Source organism: Janthinobacterium aquaticum (genome assembly GCF_009208565.1).
Taxonomy (GTDB): domain Bacteria; phylum Pseudomonadota; class Gammaproteobacteria; order Burkholderiales; family Burkholderiaceae_D; genus Janthinobacterium.
Genome location: NZ_WFLK01000016.1, coordinates 92,425 through 109,436 on the forward strand (window position 1 = coordinate 92,425; position 17,012 = coordinate 109,436).

Here is a 17,012-nt window from a genome sequence, read left to right on the forward strand (position 1 = left end):
TTCATTGCGCCATGGCCAGCGATACTACCGCAGCATCAAGTCCAGACACCAGCCAGAACAACAGCCGCGCCCTGGCGCTGCTGGTGGCCGGCGCCTTCTTTATGGAAAACCTCGACGGCACCGTGATTACCACGGCGGTGCCTGATATTGCGCGCTCGTTCGGGGTGGTGGCGCTCGACCTCAATATCGGTGTCAGCGCCTATCTGCTGACGCTGGGCGTGTTTATACCCATCAGTGGCTGGGTGGCCGAGCGCTTTGGCGCGCGCAAGGTGTTTGCCAGTGCGCTGGCGCTGTTTACGCTGGCGTCCGTGCTGTGCGGCATGGCGCAGGGGCTGGGCGAATTCGTGCTGCTGCGGGCGCTGCAGGGCATCGGCGGCGCCATGATGGTGCCGGTCGGGCGGCTGGTGGTACTGAAAAGCACGCCGAAGGAGAAATTGATCGGCGTGATTGCGACCCTGACCTGGCCGGCCCTGGTGGCGCCTGTGCTGGGGCCGCCGCTGGGCGGTTTTATTGCCAGCTACAGTTCCTGGCGCTGGATTTTTTATCTCAATTTGCCTCTGGGCCTGATTGCGCTGCTGTTTGCCTGGCGCCTGGTACCCAACCATCTGCCGGCCGAGCGGCGACCGTTCGACCTGGCCGGTTTTGTGTATGCGGGCGGTGCGCTGCTGGCGCTGACCTGGGGCGCGGAACAACTGAGCCGGCCCGATGCCGCCTCGGGCGAGGCTGCCATCTGGTTTGGCCTCGGTGCGGCCCTGAGTGTGCTGGCGATTCGCCATTTGCGCCGCGCGGCTCACCCGCTGATCGACCTGCGTACGCTGTCCATCAAGACCTTTGCCGTGACCATACACGGCGGCTCGCTGTTTCGCCTGGCCATCGGCGCCGTGCCGTTTTTGCTGCCGCTGTTGTTCCAGCTCGGGTTCGGGCTCAATGCCTTTCACTCGGGCATGCTGGTGCTGGCCGTGTTTGCCGGCAATCTGCTGATGAAGCCGGCCACCACCGCCATCCTGCGCCGCTGTGGCTTCAAGCGCGTGCTGCTGGTCAATGGCGCCATCAATGTGGCCTCGCTGGCCGCCTGCGCCTTGCTCACGCCGGCCACGCCGGTCTGGCTGATTGCCTTTGTCCTGTTTGTTGGCGGCCTGACGCGTTCGATGCAGTTCACGGCTTACAACACGATTGCCTTTGCCGATATGCCGCAAGAGCGCATGGCCGCCGCCAATACGCTGTTCAGCACCGCCTTTCAGGTGGCGATGGGACTCGGTGTGGCGCTCGGCGCGCTGGGTGTGCGCCTGGGCCACTGGCTGGTCACCAGCGCCGGCTGGCAGGCGATGCCGGCCGGCCAGTTCCGGCTTGCTTTCGTGCTGGTGGCGCTGGTGAGCCTGCTGGGCATGATCGACAGCCTGCGCCTGCCGGCCAATGCCGGCGAGCATCTGTCGCGGCGCCCTTAGGCTGCAAAGCCGCCGTCGATCTTCAGGCCAGCGCCGGTCACGAACGCCGCTTCCTCGCTGGCCAGATAGGCCACCATGCCGGCAATTTCTTCGGGTTTGCCATGGCGCGGCAACGCCATCAGGCCGTGCATCAGGGTGGCAAAGTCGCCGGTCGGCGGATTCATGTCGGTTGCCACCGGGCCTGGTTCCACATTGTTGATGGTAATGCCACGCGGTCCCAGGTCGCGCGCCAGGCCCTGCGTCAGGCCGCTCAACGCCGATTTGCTCATGGCGTAGACAGCGGCGCCGGCAAACGGCATGCGGTGCGCATTGGTGCTGCCGATATTGATAATACGCCCACCCGTGCGCAAATGGGCTACGGCTGCCTTGATGGCCACGAATACGGCGCGCACATTGACGGCCAGCGTGCGGTCGAAATCATCGAGTGAAAACTCGGCAATATCGCCGGGTACGAAGACGCCGGCGTTATTGACCAGGATATCGAGCCGGCCATGTTTTGCCGCTGCGTTGTCAATCGCCGCCTGTAGTGCTGCTGCATTGGCCGCATCGGCCTGTACGGCTTCAACCTTGGCAGCGCTGGTCGAGGCGCTGTCGGCCAGTGCCTGTGCTTCTGCAGCAGAGTTCTGGTAGGTGAAGACGACGCTGGCGCCGTCGCGCGCCAGGCGGCGCACGATGGCGGCGCCAATGCCGCGCGAGCCGCCGGTCACGAAGGCTACTTTGCCTTGCAGTGGGAGAGTGTTGGCGGCTGTGGATACGGTCGAGTTGGTCATGATGGGCTTTCAGATAAGTGGTTGAGGAGTTCAGTATCTGCCTTTCACTGCCTGTGCGGTAGCCGGTCACGCAGCACATCAGTTTCAACCATGAGTATCAAATGAGCGTTAGAATGAATGCATGGAAGCACTTAATCATTTGCAATCGTTTGTGCTGTCGGCCGAGTCCGGCAGTTTTTCCGCTGCCGCGCGCCGGCTGGGACTCACGCCGGCTGCCGTCAGCAAGAATGTGGCGCGCCTAGAGGGAAATCTTGGACTGCGATTGTTCCAGCGCAGCACGCGCAAGCTGACGCTGACCGAGGGCGGCGAGCGCTTCCTGCAGCAGGTGGGCGGCGCGCTGGAGACCTTGCAGAACGCCATGACAGACGTGGCCGGCGAGCGCGGCCAGCCGTCCGGCATCCTCAAGATCAGCATGGCGCCGGCGTTCGGGCGGCGTTATGTGCTGCCGCTGCTGGGGCGCTTTATCGAACGCTATCCGGGCGTGGTGCCTGACTGCCATTTCGATAACCGCCACGTCGACCTGATCGGACAGGGTTTCGATGTGGCCATCGGCGGCGGCATCGAACTGACGCCGGGCATGGTGGCGCGCCAGTTCGGCCACGCCTATATCGTCGCTACCGCTTCGCCGGCGTTTATGCAGGGCAGGGTCATGCCGCAGCATCCGTCCGAGCTGGCGCAGTTCGACGGCGTAGTGCGCCGTTCGGCCGGTAGCGGACGCCTGCGCAGCTGGATACTGCGCGACGGGCAGGGCGGCGAGGGCGTGGCCGAATGCCGGCCGCGTGCCATCCTGGACGACCCGGAAGCGATGGCGCAGGCGGCCATCGACGGCCTGGGCGTGGCGCTGCTGCCTACGCCACACGCCCAGCCCCATCTGCGTAGCGGCGCGCTGATACGCCTGCTGCCCGGCTGGTGTGCCGATTCCGGCCCGCTGTCGATCTACTACCCGAGCAAAAAACTGCTGCCGGCCAAGACGCGCGTGTTTGTCGACTTCCTGCTGGCGCAGTTTGAAGAGAGCGGCTTTGCCGCGCAGATGCAAGCCGATTCACGTAGGTCGGATTAGGCCCCAAAGGGGCCGTAATCCGACAACATTGTTGGCCTCAGCGATGTTGTCGGATTACACGCTTTGCGCTGGTACGGCGCCATTGATGCTTGTGGTGTTGTCGGATTACGGCCCCCTCGGGGGCCTAATCCGACCTACGGTGGTCATCCGACGCTGCGACGAGTCGTAACAAGGTAATTTCCGCCGGCGCGCCGATACGCTTGGGCGGGCCCCAGTAGCCGGTGCCGCGGCTGACGTACACCGACAGCGTCTCCAGCTTGTGCAGGCCGGCGACATACGGCTGCTGCAGTGGCACGAACAAATTCCAGGGCCAGAACTGGCCGCCGTGGGTGTGGCCCGACAGCTGCAGGTCGAAGCCGGCCGCCAGCGCTGACGGCGCCGTGCGCGGCTGGTGGGCCAGCAGGATGCGCGGAATGATGTCGGGCGCGCCGGCGATGGCGCGCTGCGGGTCGCTGGCCTGGGCCGGGTCGAAGTGGCCGGCGCTGTAGTCGGTCACGCCGGCCAGCACCAAACGGCTGCCCGCGTGCTCGATCACCACATGTTCATTCATCAGCACGCGCAAGCCCAGGCGGCGGAACTCGGCTACCCACGGCGCGGCGCCCGCATAGTATTCATGGTTGCCCGTGACCAGAAACACGCCGTCGCGCGCGGCCAGCGTGCCCAGTGGTGCCGTATGTTGTCCCAGCTGCGCCACCGTGCCGTCGACCACGTCGCCGGTAATGGCGATCAGATCGGCCTGCAGGCCGTTGGCACGCGCCACCATCGCCTCGACCCAGCGCCGCTTGATGGTGGCGCCCACATGGATGTCGCTCAGTTGCACGATGCGGTAGCCGTGCAGCGCCGGCGGCAGTCCTGCAATCGGCACATCGACGCGGCGCACGCGGGCCACGCGGCGCGCATTGACAAAGCCGATCACGGTTGCGAGCAGGGCCAGTGCCAATACGAGTAGCGCCGACGCCTGCGCGTGGGCGCGTGTGGCAGGCCACAGCAGCAGCGCCTCGCGCAGCAGGGCCAGCACGAACAGCGACGAGAAAAAGCCCATGCAGATCGAGCCGGCCCACGACAGCCGGTCGGCCACGGTATTGTCGCTGGTGACGGCGCGCGCAAAGATCGTCATCGGCATCAGCATGGTCGAGGCCAACAGCACCAGCGCGCACAGCAGCGTGGCCGTCAGCGGCAGCTGCAAGGCGGGCAGCAGGAAGTAGCCGAGCAGGGCGTGCAGCGCGCCCAGGATCATGGTGATACGCAGCAGTGGAGTACGGGAAGTCATGTCAAAGTTCCTGGCCTGGTGTGCCCAGATAGGCGGTGGTAATGCGGGCGATGCTGCCGTCCTGGCGCATCTGTTTGAGCACGCGGTCAAAGGCGCTGGCCAGTTCCGGCGAGGCAGCGCTCTTGCGAAACACGATAAAGGTGTCGAAGTGCGTCAGCGCCGGCGAGACGGGCACGATGCCGGCGAGTTTGAGTTGCTTGACGGTGTACAGGCCCACGCTGCTGTTGGCCAGCACGGCGTCGACCCGGTGCAGCGCCAGTTTCTGGAAGTTGGCCGTGTCGGTGGACACTTCAGCGAGCGTCCAGCGTCCTTCGGCAGCGCCCTGCGCCACGGCGTCGGGCAGGCGAAAACCGGCGCGCACGCCGATCACCTTGCCGGCCATGTCTTCCAGGCGCACGGCAGGCTGCGCAACGCCGGGCTGGCGCACGAACAGCACATATTCGGTCGGTTGCAGCGGTACCTTGCCGTATTCCAGATAGCGCTCGCGCTCCGGCGTACGGCTCATGGCAAAGGCGCAGTCGACGGCGCCCTGCGGCTTGGCCAGTTCGGTTTCCAGGCGCCGCCACGGCATGGCGCGAAATTCGATGGCGATCCCCAGCCGGCTGGCCGCCTCGCGCAGCACGTCGACGTTCAGCCCTTCGATGCGCGCGCCGTTCTGCATGAAGTACGGCGCAAAAATATCATCATGGCAGACCAGTCGTGCCGGCAATGCCTGCGCGGCCGCTGGCGCCACCGATCCTGATAACAGGCAAAACAAGGCCGGCGCACACGCGCCCAGCAATTTTTGAAGCCGCAAAATATCCATCCCAGTTGGCTCGAAACCGTCGTGTTTCGCACGGCCCGATTATAGTCGAAGCCGCTTACGGTTTCATGACAGGCGCCGGCGGATCCTACTTGCCGAGATGGATGCCCAGGCTGGCCAGCTTGCCGAAGTCGACCGGCTTGGCGAAATGCTCGTTGAAGCCGGCGTCGAGCGCGGCGCGGCGGTCGTGTTCCTGGCCGTAGCCGGTCAGCGCCACCAGCACGAACGTCTGGGCGATAGGCAGCTGGCGCAGCTTGCCGGCGACCTCGTAGCCGCTCATGTCGGGCAGGCCGATATCGAGAAATACCAGGTCCGGCTGCAGATCCTGCACCCGTTCGATCGCTTGCGCACCGGTATAGGCCGTCTGCACCACATGGCCATCGAGTTCGAGCAGTTCGGCCAGCGTGTCGGCCGCATCTTCATTGTCGTCGACCACCACGATACGCTTGGCGGTACTGGCGCGCGCGTCTGCAGCAGCAGGGGCTGCCGGCGACGCCTCGGCCAGGTCCAGCGGCAGCACGATTTCAAAGGTGCTGCCTTGGCCCACGCCGCTGCTGTTGACGCTGACCTGGCCGCCATGCAGTTCGACCAGGTTGCGCACCAGCGACAGGCCGATGCCCAGCCCGTCCTGTACCCTGTCCGGTGCATGGCCGCTTTGTGCGAACAGCCCGAAAATGGCGTCGATGCTGTCGGCGGCGATGCCGATACCGTTGTCGGCCAGGCGCAAGATGACGTTGTCGCCGGCACGCTGCGCGGACAAGCCGATCACCCCGCCCGGCGGCGTAAATTTGGCCGCATTGAGCAGCAGGTTCGAGACGATCTGCGACAGGCGCACCGGGTCGCCGCGCACCCACAGATCGTCTTCGGGCAGATCCACGCTCAAGGTGTGGCCGCGCGTGGTGATCATGTGCGAACTCGTTTCGAGCGCACTGCCGACAAAGCCGGCCACGCTCACGCGTGCCCACTGCAGCGAGATCTTGCCCTGGGAAATACGCGACACGTCCAGCAGGTCGTCCACCAGCCGCACCAGATGGTCGGTATGGCGCCCGATGGTGCGCCGTGCATTGTCCTGCACTGCCGGCACGTCGGGATCGAGCTTGCACAGCAGCGCCAGGGCAGTACGGATGGGTCCCAGCGGGTTGCGCAGTTCATGTGCCAGCGTGGCCAGAAATTCGTCCTTGCGGCGGTCCACTTCACGCAGCTCGCGCTCGACCCGGCCCAGGCGCAGCAGCGCCTTGACGTTGGCCACGAGTTCATCGGGCTCGATCGGTTCGACCAGGTAGTTGTCGGCGCCGCCATCGAGCGCGCGGATCTTGTCGGCCGTACCGATAAAGGATGCCGAGGTCTGCAGGATCAGAATGGTGTTGGTCTCTTCGCCTTCCTTGAGCTGGCGGCATACCTCCAGGCCATTGATATCGGGCAGCTTGACGTCGAGCAGGATCAGGCTGGGCCGGTCGGCGCGTGCGCGTACCAGCGCCTCGCCGCCGCTCGACGCCTCGATCACGGTAAAACCGGCGCGCGTGAGGATGCGGGTCTTGGCATAGCGCGCGCCGTCGCTGTCATCGACATTGAGAATCAAGGCATCTTGATAGGCGTTAGTTTGAGGCATGATCTTGATCTCGGTTTGGATCGCCCAGCGTGTCACGCTGATGGAGTTCATAGGTGGCCAGCGGCACCCCATTGCGCAGATGCTCGCTGGTGGGGTGGCCGATCAGTGCACGCAGCGTGGCCAGCAGCTTCTGGCGCGGCAGCGGTTTCAGATAATAGGCGTCGGCGCCCAGCGCCAGTCCCTTGCGCTGGTCGTCCACTTCGGTGGCAACGATGACCGGTACATCGCGCCGCTGCGGATCGTTTTTGAGTTCGGCCAGCCAGTGCCACGAATCTTCGCCGTGGAGCACGATATCGAGCAGCACCGCCCTCGGTGCTGCGTGCTGCCACAATTCGACCGCCTCGCGCAGGCTGCGCGCCGGTACCATGCGAAACTCGGTGCCGGCCAGGTATTTTTCGTACAGCAGGCGGATCGGTGGATTGTCTTCCACCACCATCACCGGCATGCGACCATCGGACTTGCTGTCGGCCTGCTGCGCCAGTGCGGCCTCCGGCTCCGGCGCGGCGGCATGGTAGACCAGTGGCAGGGTGACGGAAAACACCGAACCGACGCCGGGCGTACTCTCTACCGCCACCGAGCCTTGCAGTAGCGTGGCCAGGTTGCGGCACAGCGGCAGGCCCAGGCCGGTGCCCTTGACCTTGCGCTGCAGATGGTTCTCCACCTGGGTAAATTCTTCAAAAATATACGGCAGGTCGGCCTCGCTGATGCCCAGGCCCGTGTCGGCAACCGAAAAGCGGATTGCCGGCTGGTCCGGCAGCGCCATGGCGCTGACCATGATGGAACCGGCCTCGGTAAATTTCAGCGCATTGGAGATAAAGTTGCGCAAAATTTGCGACAGCTTGCCCTCGTCGGTCTGCAGGCGCAGGCCCGCTTCAGGTTCGACAAAGGTCAGCGTCAGCGATTCCGAGACCAGCAGCGGGCGCAGCATGCCGCGCAGGGCGCTGAACAGTTCGGCCACGCTGACATTGCCCGGTGCAATATCGACCTTGCCGGCCTCGATCTTGGCCAGGTCGAGCAGGTCGTTGACCAGATCGTTCAGGCCGGACGCGCTTTGCAGGATAAACAGCACCTGCTTTTCCTGCTCTTCGCTGAGCTCACCATCGATGCGGTCGAGCAGCAGCTTGGACAGCGCGCGGATCGAGCTCAATGGCGTGCGGAACTCGTGGCTCATGTTCGACAGGAAGCGCGACTTCATCTGGTCGGCGCGGCGCAGGTGGTCGGCCTTTTCATCGAGTTCGGCATACAGCGCCACTACGCCGCGGTTGGTGTCTTCCAGTTCGCGTGTCAGCTGCACCAGTTCGTCCTGGCGCGCCTTCAGTTCAGCCAGGGTACCCATCAGTTCATGGTTCTGCTGCTGCACTTCGGACAGCGTGATATCGGACGGCAGCGCCTGCAGGTCGGCGCCTAGTGCGCCGATACGGCGGCCATCGAGCAGCGGGGCGCTGCGCGGGAACAGCTTTTGCAGCGTAATGACGGTGCCTTTGCCCGGTGCGCTCTGGATATCGAAGCGGTCCATCAGGCGCTGCGCACCGATAATGCCCAGGCCCATGCCGGTTGGCGACTGGTACTGGCCGGCCAGGATGCGGTCGAGCTGGGCGATGCCCGGGCCCTGGTCTTCCACGCGGATAGCCAGCACCTGCGGCGCCGTGCTGCCCTCGATGGTAAAGTGGATCTTGCCTTTGCCAGCGTAGTTGTACACATTGCGCGCCAGTTCGGACACCGCAGTGGCAATGCGCACCTGGTCCTGCGTGCCAAAGCCGCACAGGGCGGCGATCTGGCGCGCGCGCTGGCGCGCACCGACCACTTCGAGTTCATTGCCGATATGCGCCGTCAGGATGCGCTGGCTCATGGCAGCTCTCCTGCGGTCAGTTCCAGGTCTTCCGGCGGCATCTGGCGCGCCACCACCACCGACACATCGTCGCGCTGGCGCGAAAAATCGCGGTACATGACGGCGGCAATCAGGCTCGGATGGCAGCGCAACAGGCCCGGATACAAGTCCAGGTCCCAGCGCGTGTGCAGGCCGTCCGAATGCATCAGCAGCAGCGAGTCGGCCTGCCACGGATGCACGAATTCCTGCACCTTGCGCAAATTGGTGCCGACGATGCCGTTATGCGACAGCAGATGGCGCTGATTGCGCTCGTGCCCGTGGCCGATCACGTAGCCGCTGATATTGCCCACGCCGGCAAAGCGCAGCTCACCGCGCCCGGCGTCGATATGCGTCACCCCCATGGCAGCGCCGCGCGTGCTGCGCAGCGCCCCGTGGGCCAGTTGCAGGAACGACGCCGGCAGTGGCGCCAGGCCCGGCGCCGCCTGTTCGAGCAGCACGGCCGCCGTTTCCGACGGTTCGGCCGCCAGCGGGCCGTGGCCCAGACCATCGGCCATCATCACCGTGATTTCGTCGGCTTCGCACACGGCATTCCAGGCGTCGCCGCTGATCTCTTCGGACGCCAGCGGCAGACAGACGGCGCCGACCTGCCACTGCACCGGACGGACAAACACGCCGGCAGCCGGCAGCCCCCAGATGACCATCAGCAGCACCGTGCCCTGGCCGGGCAGGGTATAGAGGTCGAATTGCTGGCTCAGTCGGCGCATGGCGCCCAGGCCCACGCCATACGAGCCGGCTGTGGAATGGCCGTCCTGCATGTGGCGCGCCACGTTGCTGATGCCGGGCCCTTTGTCGATCGCCAGCACTTCGATGCCGGCAGCGCCGGCCCGCAAGACCTTGCGCAGCAATATCTCGCCGCTGTTGGCGTGCTTGAGGATATTGGTGCCTGCCTCGGTAATAAGGATGGCCAACTGGCCGGTGCGCACTTCGTCAAAGCCGATGGCGCGCGCCAGCGCATTGCCGGCGCGGCGTGCGGCAGCAACATCGCTGGCCTCGGCAATGACATGTTGTTCCTGCCTGATGTAGTCAGGCCTGCTGGGCGAAATCATTAAAACAGTTTCCATTTCACGATGGTGACGGTGGTACCGGCGCCAGGGGCGGTGTCGATCCTGAAATCATCCGCCAGGCGCTTGGCGCCACCGAGACCGAGACCGAGGCCGCCGCCGCTGGTAAAGCCGTCCGTCAGCGCTTGTGGAATATCGGGTATGCCGGGGCCTTCGTCGCTGAAACTCATTTCCAGCCCCTGCTGCGCGCCTTTCTGCACGCGTGCGATGCGCCCTTCGCCACCGCCGCCGTAGCGCAGCGTATTGCGCGCCAGCTCACTGGCGGCCGTAATGATTTTGGTCTGCTCGATCAGGCCAAAACCCATGGCGATCATATGCTCGCGTACCTGCTTGCGCAGGCGCACCACGTCTTCGTCCGTATGCAGCGGCAGCACCAGTTCCTGCGCTGCGGCTAGCATGGTGCACCCATCGTCATCAGCATCACACTCAGCTCCACAAACTGCCTCGTTCGAGCAGCTTGATGCCCAGCTCCACGTTGAGCGCGGTGCTGACGCCTTCGAGGGTCAATCCCAGTTCGACCAGCGTGATGGCAACGGCCGGCTGCATGCCGACCACCACCGTGCGCGCGTCAAGGATCTTGGCCATTGCCGCCGTATTGCTGATCATGCGGCCGATAAACGAGTCCACGATATCGAGCGCGGAAATGTCGATCAGCACGCCCGTGGCGCGGTCCTTGACGATGCGCTGCGTCAGGTCGTCCTGCAGCGCCATGGCCAGGCGGTCATGCATGTCCACCTGGATGGTGACCAGCAACAGCCGGCCCATCCGTAAAATGGGAATCTTGTCCATGGGCGTCTCAGAGTGGCTGGGTGGTGGTAATGGTCGAGCCGGTGCGCTTCAGGGCCACCACGAACGCGTCGGCCAGCGTGGCCTTGGTAATCACATCGTCGAGATTGACGCCCAGGTGCACGATGGTCTGCGCGATTTGCGGACGGATGCCGCTGATAATGCAGTCGGCGCCCATCAGGCGTGCAGCGGCAATGGTTTTGAGCAGATGCTGCGCTACCAGCGTATCGACGGTGGGCACACCGGTGATGTCGATAATGGCGATCAGCGCGCCCGTGTCGACGATCTTTTGCAGCAGGCTTTCCATCACCACCTGGGTGCGCGCGCTGTCAAGCGTGCCGATCAGGGGCAGGGCCAGCACGTTCTGCCACAGCTGCACCACCGGCGTGGACAGTTCCAGCAGTTCCTGCTGCTGGCGCATGATCACCTGTTCACGTGTTTTCTGGTAGACCTCGATGGTCAGCAGGCCCAGTTCATCGAACAATTTGCTGGTACTGACGACGGCATCGGCCAGCACTTGCGGCTGGTCATTGAGCGCATTGCGCAGGTAGTTGAACAGCGGTTCTTTGAGCGCGAAAATGAAGCTGGCCGTATCGATCGGCGAATAGCCCTGGCGCACGCGCGATTGTGAAATATCGGTCAGCAGGTGACGCGCGTCATCCCATGCGCTGTGCTCGATATTGAAGTTGCCGCTCGCCTCGAGTGCACGCGCCAGCGTCGGCAGGAACTGCGACGCTTGCTGGCGCAGTTCGTTCTCGGCGATCTTGTCGCGGCGCATCAGGCGACCGATCAGATCGGCGATCCAGCCTTCCAGCAATGGGGTTTCGTACTCGGTAATGATGGCGGCCAGTTGCCTGGCTTGATTGGCGTCTGTCTCGATAGTCATGTTGATCCTTGGCTTGTGGAGTGCCGCCTCGCCGTCGCCGAAAGAGTCGGTAGCCAGGGGCGGTCTGTTGTCGCACGATTATAGACTGCGCAAAGCCTGTTTTCGTGTTCTGTTGCGCAACTGTGCATGTGAATTTTACAAATTATCTTTTCACATTTAAACATGCATATAAATTGCATGTTTAACTGCTTTGATTTACACTGGCGCTACACCAACAGCGAAAAGAGTGAGTGTGATGAATATCGACAAATTCAAACAGCAGCACCTCGACATCCTGGCTGCCATCGATGCGCTGCGCACGCTGGCGCGTGCCGGCGTGGCCGGTCAAGCCCCTGCCATCGCCGCGCAGATCGTGGCCATGAGCGGCTTGATCAAACTGCATCTGGCTGTCGAGCAGCGCTACCTGTATCCGGCCGTGCAGGGCAGCGGCATGGCCAGCCTGGTGCGCATGGGCCATCGCTACGAGACTGAGATGGACGGTATCGCCGGCGCCTACCTGGCGTTTGCCAGCCGCTGGAATACGGCGCTGCGCCTGGAGGCCGAGCCGGAACAGTTCCGCAGCGAAGCCAATACCGTGCTGCATGCGCTGTACCAGCGCATGCGCCGCGAAGACCACGAATTGTATCCGGCCATCGAGGCGATGGCGCCGGCTCGCATGGCCGCCTGACCTTAGCCTGACCTTACTATCCGAACCAGCCAGGAGTTTCATATGTTATCCCAGCAGCACCGCGACATTATTACCGCCACCGTCCCCATCCTCGAGCAGGGCGGCGAAGCGCTGACCCGCCATTTCTACAAGGGCCTGTTCCGCGATCACCCTGAAGTGCTGCCTTACTTTAACCAGGCGCACCAGCATAGCGGCGACCAGCAGCGCGCGCTGGCCAACGGCGTGCTGATGTATGCGCGCCATATCAACCAGTTAGAGGCGCTCGGTCCGCTAGTCGCGACCATCGTCAACAAGCATGTGGCGCTGCAGATCCGCGCCGAGCATTATCCGCTGGTGGGCGCCAGCCTGCTGCAGGCGATCCGCGAAGTGCTGGGCGCCGAGGTGGCCAGCGATGCGGTGATCGAAGCCTGGGCCGCCGCCTATGGCCAGCTGGCCGAAATCCTGGCCGGCGAAGAAGGGCGCATCTACCGCGCGCAGGCGGCACTGCCCGGCGGCTGGCGCGATACGCGCGACTTCACGGTGCTCGGCAAGACCGCCGAAAGCGAAGAAATCACCTCGTTTGTGTTTGCGCCGGTTGACGGCCAGGCCGTACTGGCCTTCGCGCCGGGCCAGTATATCGGCGTGGTGGTGACAGTCGGCGGCGTAGCCATGCGCCGCCAGTATTCGCTGTCGGCGGCCAGCAATGGCCAGACCTACCGCATCAGCATCAAGCGCGAGCCGGGCGGCAAGGTGTCGAACTTTTTCCATGACGGCGTCAACGTGGGCGATACGGTGCAACTGACGCCGCCATCGGGCAACTTCGTGCTGGCCGATAGCGACAAGCCGCTGGTGCTGATCAGCGGCGGCGTCGGCATCACGCCCACGCTGACCATGCTGGACGCTGCGTTGCAAACGAAGCGGCCGGTGCATTTTATCCATGCGGCGCGCCACCATGGCGTGCATGCATTCCGCAGCCATATCGATGCGCTGGCCGGGCAACATCCGCAACTGCAGCGCCATTATATCTATGCTGAACACCAGGGCAGCGACCATGCGCCCGACGCGGTGGGCCTGCTCGACCAGGCCAGGCTGGCGGCATGGCTGCCGGCCTCGCGCGATGTCGAAGCGTATTTCCTCGGGCCGCAGCCGTTCATGCGCGCCATCAAGGCGCAATTGCGCGAACTGGGCGTGCCGGAAGCGCAAACGCATTACGAATTTTTCGGCCCGGCAGCGGCGCTGAACTGAGCTGCCGCCTGAACTTTCGATCTGTCTGCAAAATCATCCGCCGTAAGCGGCGGGTAAGCCTCGCGCTGTACTGTGAAACCAAGCCCGAACTAAACGGGTATAGGTTCACATAAATACGGAGGCAATAAAATGCAGGACGATCTGGTTCAAAAACTCAAAAGCGATCCCAATTATCATGAGCTGGTGCGGGTACGCTCGCGCTTCGGCTGGGCGCTGACAGGCATGATGCTGCTGGTGTACTACGGCTACATTCTGCTCATTGCATTCGACAAGGAATTTCTCGCCACCAGAATCGGCGACGGTGTCATGACCTGGGGCATGCCCGCTGGCCTGTTCGTGATCGTCTTTACGGTGCTGATTACCGGCGTCTATGTACGCCGCGCCAACAAGCAATTCGACGACCTGACGCAAGCGATTCAAAAGCGGGTGCAAGCATGAGCGCCCGTTTCGATACCCGCCACGCGCTGTTTGCAGCAGCCCTTGCCAGTGCCGCCAGTGTCGCGGTAGCCGCCGGCGCCGACCTGGGCCAGGCGCAGCAGCAGCCGACCAACTGGACCGCCATCATCATGTTTGCGGTCTTTGTCATCTTTACCCTGTTCATCACCAAATGGGCGGCGGCCAAGACCAAATCGGCGTCCGACTTCTATACGGCTGGCGGCGGCATTACCGGCTTTCAGAATGGCCTGGCGATTGCCGGCGACTATATGTCGGCCGCGTCCTTCCTCGGCATTTCCGCTGCCGTGTTCCTGAACGGTTATGACGGCCTGATCTATGCGATCGGCTTTCTGGTCGGCTGGCCCATCATTACTTTCCTGATGGCCGAACGCCTGCGTAATCTGGGCCGCTATACCTTTGCCGATGTGGCCGCCTATCGCTTCAAGCAGGCGCCGATCCGTATTTTCTCGGCCTCCGGCACGCTGGTGGTGGTGGCGTTCTACCTGATCGCGCAGATGGTCGGCGCCGGCCAGCTGATCAAGCTGCTGTTCGGCCTGGAATACTGGATCGCGGTGGTGCTGGTCGGCACACTGATGATGATTTACGTGCTGTTTGGCGGCATGACGGCCACCACCTGGGTGCAGATCATCAAAGCAGTCATGCTGCTGGGCGGCGCCAGCTTTATGGCCATTGCGGTGCTGGCGCAGTTCAACTTCAGCCCGGAAGCGCTGTTTGCCAAGTCGGTGGAAGTGCACGCCACCAAGGAAGCCATTATGGGTCCTGGCAGCTTTATCAAGGATCCGATCTCGGCCATTTCCTTCGGCATGGCGCTGATGTTCGGTACCGCCGGCCTGCCGCATATCCTGATGCGTTTCTTTACGGTGCCCTCCGCCAAGGAAGCACGCAAGTCGGTGTTCTGGGCCACCACCTGGATCGCTTACTTCTACATCCTGACCTTTATTATCGGCTTTGGCGCCATCGTGCTGGTGAGCACCAATCCTGAATTCAAGGATGCAGCCGGCAAACTGTTGGGCGGCAACAATATGGCGGCCGTGCACCTGGCCAAGGCAGTGGGCGGCAACGTCTTCCTGGGCTTTATGTCGGCCGTGGCGTTTGCCACCATCCTGGCAGTGGTTGCTGGCTTGACGCTGTCGGGCGCCTCGGCTGTCTCGCACGACTTGTACGCCACCGTGTTCAAGAAGGGCAATCCGGCTGCCGGCAGCGAACTGAAAGTGTCGCGCCTGACCACCATTGGCCTCGGTATCGTGGCAGTGGTGCTGGGTATTGCGTTTGAAAAGCAGAACATCGCTTTCATGGTCTCGCTGGCCTTTGCAATTGCGGCATCGGCCAACTTCCCGGTGCTGTTCATGTCGGTGTTGTGGAAAGACTGCACCACCCGCGGCGCCACCATCGGCGGCTTTATCGGCCTGATCACCGCAGTTGGCCTGACCATCGTCTCGAAATCGGTCTGGGTTGACGTACTGGGCCACACCGATGCGCTGTTCCCTTACGCGTCCCCAGCCATCTTCTCGATGACGGCCGGTTTCGTCGGTATCTGGCTGTTCTCGATCCTCGACAACAGCCCGCGTGCCCGCATCGACCGTGCCGGCTACGAAGCGCAGCAAATGCGTTCGGAAACGGGTATCGGCGCAGCAGGAGCGAGCGGACACTGATCGCTATGCGCTAGTGCAATAGAAAAAGGGCCGGTTGATTGACCGGCCCTTTTTTTGTCCATCGTGCGTCTGCTTAGCAGGTGGATCAGCCGTCCTGCGGCTGGTCAGGCGTATCTAACGTGAGCTGGTAAAAGGCAGCGTCGAGCCAGCGGCCGAACTTGAAGCCGACCTGGGGCAGGGTGCCCGAATGGGTAAAGCCCAGTTGCTGGTGCAGGCCGATGCTGGCCTGGTTGCTGGCGTCGATACAGCCGATCAGCACATGCACCTGCGCTGCGCGCGCGCGCCGTATCAGTTCGCGCATCAGCAGTTTGCCCAGGCCGCGCCCGCGCTGCGACGTATGAATGTAGAGACTGTGCTCGACCGTATATTTAAACGCCGGAAAGGCGCGAAACGTGCCCCAGCTGGCAAAGCCCAGCAATTGATTCGCTTCATCGACCAGCCCGATCACGGGAAAGCCGTTGGCTTTTTTTGTGGCGAACCAGGTGCTCATCGCCTGCGGCGGGCGCGGCGCATAGTCGTACAGCGCGGTGGTGTTGACGATGGCTTCGTTCAGAATGGCGAGAATGGCTGGCGCATGCTCGGCCTCGGTGCAGTCGATCAGGCGCAAGTTGGCGGGCAGTGGGGGTGTGGTCATGGATGGCGAGTCGTAGCGATGGTTGATTGCCCGGGCATTTTGCCGTTGGGTCAAGTTTTACGGTCTATTCTGACGGCAGGCATCCGTCTGTTTATCCGCCCGTGATCATACGTTATCAGCCAGCTCCCCTCAAGGCGCCAGCTGCAGGGTAATCACGCCTTCCCGCATTGCCGGCGCCATGCCTGGCGCCGGGGTCAGTATCGACGCCAGCGTCACTTGATCGAGCACGGCCAGGAAAGCGCCGGTAGCCTGGCCCAGCGCCGAGCGCAGCTGGCAGCCTGGGGTCAGCGGACAGGTATTGAATTCGGTATTGAAACACTCGGCCATAAAAAAATCGCTTTCCGTTTCCCGCACCACTTTGCCGATATTGATTTCGGACGGATCGCGCGCCAGGCGCAGGCCGCCATTGCGGCCACGCACGGTTTCCACGATGCCCGACAAGCCCAACTGGTGCACCACCTTCATCAGATGATTTTTCGAGATCGAGTGCAGGTCGGCGATGTCCTGGATGGTGACCAGGCGGTCGCGGTGCATGCCCAGGTACATCAGGGTGCGCAGGGTGTAGTCGGTGTAGGCGGTCAATCGCATTGCTGGGCAGGGAAAGGGCAGGTAGGGATACAGTGGCGTCAGCATACAGGAAATGCGTCATGGTCACAGCCTGCCATCGGCACTACGCCGTATCGCCTGCCGCCGCCTTTCACCAGCGCAACACACCAAAAGTAGGAAAAGTCGATTGCTTTTCACCTGAATGCGTAGTAAATTTTCATATTATTGTGGAAAGCACGTAGTTTTCTGTATGCTG

General features: G+C 63.1%; 17 protein-coding genes. 6 read left to right on the plus strand and 11 right to left on the minus strand.

The genetic code is table 11. The features are described 5' to 3' along the window. Nucleotides 1–11 precede the first annotated feature (11 nt). On the plus strand, nucleotides 12–1,445 hold the full coding sequence (locus GCM43_RS22220) for an MFS transporter (RefSeq protein WP_152248071.1): 1,434 nt from the start codon (nucleotides 12–14) through the stop codon (nucleotides 1,443–1,445). Here the strand turns inward: GCM43_RS22220 and GCM43_RS22225 are convergent. Then, on the minus strand, nucleotides 1,442–2,215 hold the full coding sequence (locus GCM43_RS22225; RefSeq protein ID WP_152248072.1) for an SDR family oxidoreductase: 774 nt from the start codon (nucleotides 2,213–2,215) through the stop codon (nucleotides 1,442–1,444). The two genes, GCM43_RS22220 and GCM43_RS22225, sit on opposite strands and share 4 nt — an antisense overlap. Nucleotides 2,216–2,336: 121 nt before the next feature. Between GCM43_RS22225 and GCM43_RS22230 the strand changes: the two genes are divergently transcribed. After that, nucleotides 2,337–3,275 (plus strand): LysR family transcriptional regulator, encoded by a 939-nt coding sequence (locus GCM43_RS22230; RefSeq protein WP_152248073.1) that lies wholly within the window; start codon nucleotides 2,337–2,339, stop codon nucleotides 3,273–3,275. A gap of 124 nt (nucleotides 3,276–3,399) precedes the next feature. Here the strand turns inward: GCM43_RS22230 and GCM43_RS22235 are convergent, their stop codons facing one another. The 8 genes from GCM43_RS22235 to GCM43_RS22270 all read right to left on the minus strand — a co-directional run bounded on the left by GCM43_RS22235 (nucleotide 3,400) and on the right by GCM43_RS22270 (nucleotide 11,577). After that, nucleotides 3,400–4,545: a metallophosphoesterase gene (locus GCM43_RS22235; RefSeq protein WP_152248074.1), complete on the minus strand. Its 1,146-nt coding sequence runs from the start codon at nucleotides 4,543–4,545 to the stop codon at nucleotides 3,400–3,402. 1 nt (nucleotide 4,546) lies between these two features. Then, nucleotides 4,547–5,278, minus strand: a complete 732-nt coding sequence (locus GCM43_RS22240) for a substrate-binding periplasmic protein (RefSeq protein ID WP_193315704.1) — start codon at nucleotides 5,276–5,278, stop codon at nucleotides 4,547–4,549. Between the two features lie 157 nt (nucleotides 5,279–5,435). After that, nucleotides 5,436–6,956: an ATP-binding response regulator gene (locus GCM43_RS22245; protein ID WP_152248076.1), complete on the minus strand. Its 1,521-nt coding sequence runs from the start codon at nucleotides 6,954–6,956 to the stop codon at nucleotides 5,436–5,438. Then, the gene (locus tag GCM43_RS22250; RefSeq protein WP_152248077.1) at nucleotides 6,943–8,805 is read right to left on the minus strand and encodes an ATP-binding protein; all 1,863 of its coding nucleotides are present in this window, start codon (nucleotides 8,803–8,805) and stop codon (nucleotides 6,943–6,945) included. Before GCM43_RS22250 ends, GCM43_RS22245 begins: the two co-directional genes overlap by 14 nt. After that, nucleotides 8,802–9,890: an ATP-binding SpoIIE family protein phosphatase gene (locus GCM43_RS22255; RefSeq protein WP_226929614.1), complete on the minus strand. Its 1,089-nt coding sequence runs from the start codon at nucleotides 9,888–9,890 to the stop codon at nucleotides 8,802–8,804. Before GCM43_RS22255 ends, GCM43_RS22250 begins: the two co-directional genes overlap by 4 nt. After that, nucleotides 9,890–10,303: an anti-sigma regulatory factor gene (locus tag GCM43_RS22260; RefSeq protein ID WP_152248079.1), complete on the minus strand. Its 414-nt coding sequence runs from the start codon at nucleotides 10,301–10,303 to the stop codon at nucleotides 9,890–9,892. The genes GCM43_RS22255 and GCM43_RS22260 overlap by 1 nt, the downstream gene beginning before the upstream one ends. 28 nt (nucleotides 10,304–10,331) lie before the next feature. Further along, nucleotides 10,332–10,694 (minus strand): STAS domain-containing protein, encoded by a 363-nt coding sequence (locus GCM43_RS22265; protein WP_152248080.1) that lies wholly within the window; start codon nucleotides 10,692–10,694, stop codon nucleotides 10,332–10,334. A 7-nt stretch (nucleotides 10,695–10,701) separates the two neighbouring features. Continuing rightward, nucleotides 10,702–11,577 (minus strand): STAS domain-containing protein, encoded by an 876-nt coding sequence (locus GCM43_RS22270; protein WP_152248081.1) that lies wholly within the window; start codon nucleotides 11,575–11,577, stop codon nucleotides 10,702–10,704. A 235-nt stretch (nucleotides 11,578–11,812) separates the two neighbouring features. On the opposite strand from GCM43_RS22270, the gene GCM43_RS22275 reads away from it, so the two are divergent. The 4 genes from GCM43_RS22275 to GCM43_RS22290 all read left to right on the plus strand — a co-directional run bounded on the left by GCM43_RS22275 (nucleotide 11,813) and on the right by GCM43_RS22290 (nucleotide 15,576). Continuing rightward, nucleotides 11,813–12,244, plus strand: coding sequence for a hemerythrin domain-containing protein (locus tag GCM43_RS22275; protein WP_152248082.1), 432 nt, complete (start codon nucleotides 11,813–11,815; stop codon nucleotides 12,242–12,244). 42 nt (nucleotides 12,245–12,286) lie between these two features. Beyond that, nucleotides 12,287–13,468: an NO-inducible flavohemoprotein gene (hmpA, locus tag GCM43_RS22280; RefSeq protein WP_152248083.1), complete on the plus strand. Its 1,182-nt coding sequence runs from the start codon at nucleotides 12,287–12,289 to the stop codon at nucleotides 13,466–13,468. A 129-nt stretch (nucleotides 13,469–13,597) separates the two neighbouring features. Next, nucleotides 13,598–13,906 carry a DUF485 domain-containing protein gene (locus GCM43_RS22285; protein ID WP_152248084.1) on the plus strand — a complete coding sequence of 103 codons (309 nt, stop codon included), beginning with the start codon at nucleotides 13,598–13,600 and terminating at the stop codon, nucleotides 13,904–13,906. Beyond that, the gene (locus tag GCM43_RS22290) at nucleotides 13,903–15,576 is read left to right on the plus strand and encodes a cation acetate symporter (protein ID WP_152248085.1); all 1,674 of its coding nucleotides are present in this window, start codon (nucleotides 13,903–13,905) and stop codon (nucleotides 15,574–15,576) included. The genes GCM43_RS22285 and GCM43_RS22290 overlap by 4 nt, the downstream gene beginning before the upstream one ends. An 85-nt stretch (nucleotides 15,577–15,661) precedes the next feature. Here the strand turns inward: GCM43_RS22290 and GCM43_RS22295 are convergent, their stop codons facing one another. Next, entirely contained in the window at nucleotides 15,662–16,210 is a 549-nt protein-coding gene (locus GCM43_RS22295; RefSeq protein WP_152248086.1) for a GNAT family N-acetyltransferase, read from the minus strand. Nucleotides 16,211–16,339: 129 nt separating this feature from the next. Beyond that, nucleotides 16,340–16,798: an RrF2 family transcriptional regulator gene (locus GCM43_RS22300; protein WP_152248153.1), complete on the minus strand. Its 459-nt coding sequence runs from the start codon at nucleotides 16,796–16,798 to the stop codon at nucleotides 16,340–16,342. Between the last annotated feature and the right edge of the window lie 214 nt (nucleotides 16,799–17,012).

Bases quoted from the DNA above. Each gene is read 5' to 3' on its own strand.
- GCM43_RS22220 (WP_152248071.1), top strand. From the start codon at position 12: ATGGCCAGCGATACTACCGCAGCATCAAGTCCAGACACCAGCCAGAAC.
- GCM43_RS22225 (WP_152248072.1), bottom strand. From the start codon at position 2,215: ATGACCAACTCGACCGTATCCACAGCCGCCAACACTCTCCCACTGCAA.
- GCM43_RS22230 (WP_152248073.1), top strand. From the start codon at position 2,337: ATGGAAGCACTTAATCATTTGCAATCGTTTGTGCTGTCGGCCGAGTCC.
- GCM43_RS22235 (WP_152248074.1), bottom strand. From the start codon at position 4,545: ATGACTTCCCGTACTCCACTGCTGCGTATCACCATGATCCTGGGCGCG.
- GCM43_RS22245 (WP_152248076.1), bottom strand. From the start codon at position 6,956: ATGCCTCAAACTAACGCCTATCAAGATGCCTTGATTCTCAATGTCGAT.
- GCM43_RS22250 (WP_152248077.1), bottom strand. From the start codon at position 8,805: ATGAGCCAGCGCATCCTGACGGCGCATATCGGCAATGAACTCGAAGTG.
- GCM43_RS22255 (WP_226929614.1), bottom strand. From the start codon at position 9,890: ATGATTTCGCCCAGCAGGCCTGACTACATCAGGCAGGAACAACATGTC.
- GCM43_RS22260 (WP_152248079.1), bottom strand. From the start codon at position 10,303: ATGCTAGCCGCAGCGCAGGAACTGGTGCTGCCGCTGCATACGGACGAA.
- GCM43_RS22265 (WP_152248080.1), bottom strand. From the start codon at position 10,694: ATGGACAAGATTCCCATTTTACGGATGGGCCGGCTGTTGCTGGTCACC.
- GCM43_RS22270 (WP_152248081.1), bottom strand. From the start codon at position 11,577: ATGACTATCGAGACAGACGCCAATCAAGCCAGGCAACTGGCCGCCATC.
- GCM43_RS22275 (WP_152248082.1), top strand. From the start codon at position 11,813: ATGAATATCGACAAATTCAAACAGCAGCACCTCGACATCCTGGCTGCC.
- hmpA (WP_152248083.1), top strand. From the start codon at position 12,287: ATGTTATCCCAGCAGCACCGCGACATTATTACCGCCACCGTCCCCATC.
- GCM43_RS22285 (WP_152248084.1), top strand. From the start codon at position 13,598: ATGCAGGACGATCTGGTTCAAAAACTCAAAAGCGATCCCAATTATCAT.
- GCM43_RS22290 (WP_152248085.1), top strand. From the start codon at position 13,903: ATGAGCGCCCGTTTCGATACCCGCCACGCGCTGTTTGCAGCAGCCCTT.
- GCM43_RS22295 (WP_152248086.1), bottom strand. From the start codon at position 16,210: ATGACCACACCCCCACTGCCCGCCAACTTGCGCCTGATCGACTGCACC.
- GCM43_RS22300 (WP_152248153.1), bottom strand. From the start codon at position 16,798: ATGCGATTGACCGCCTACACCGACTACACCCTGCGCACCCTGATGTAC.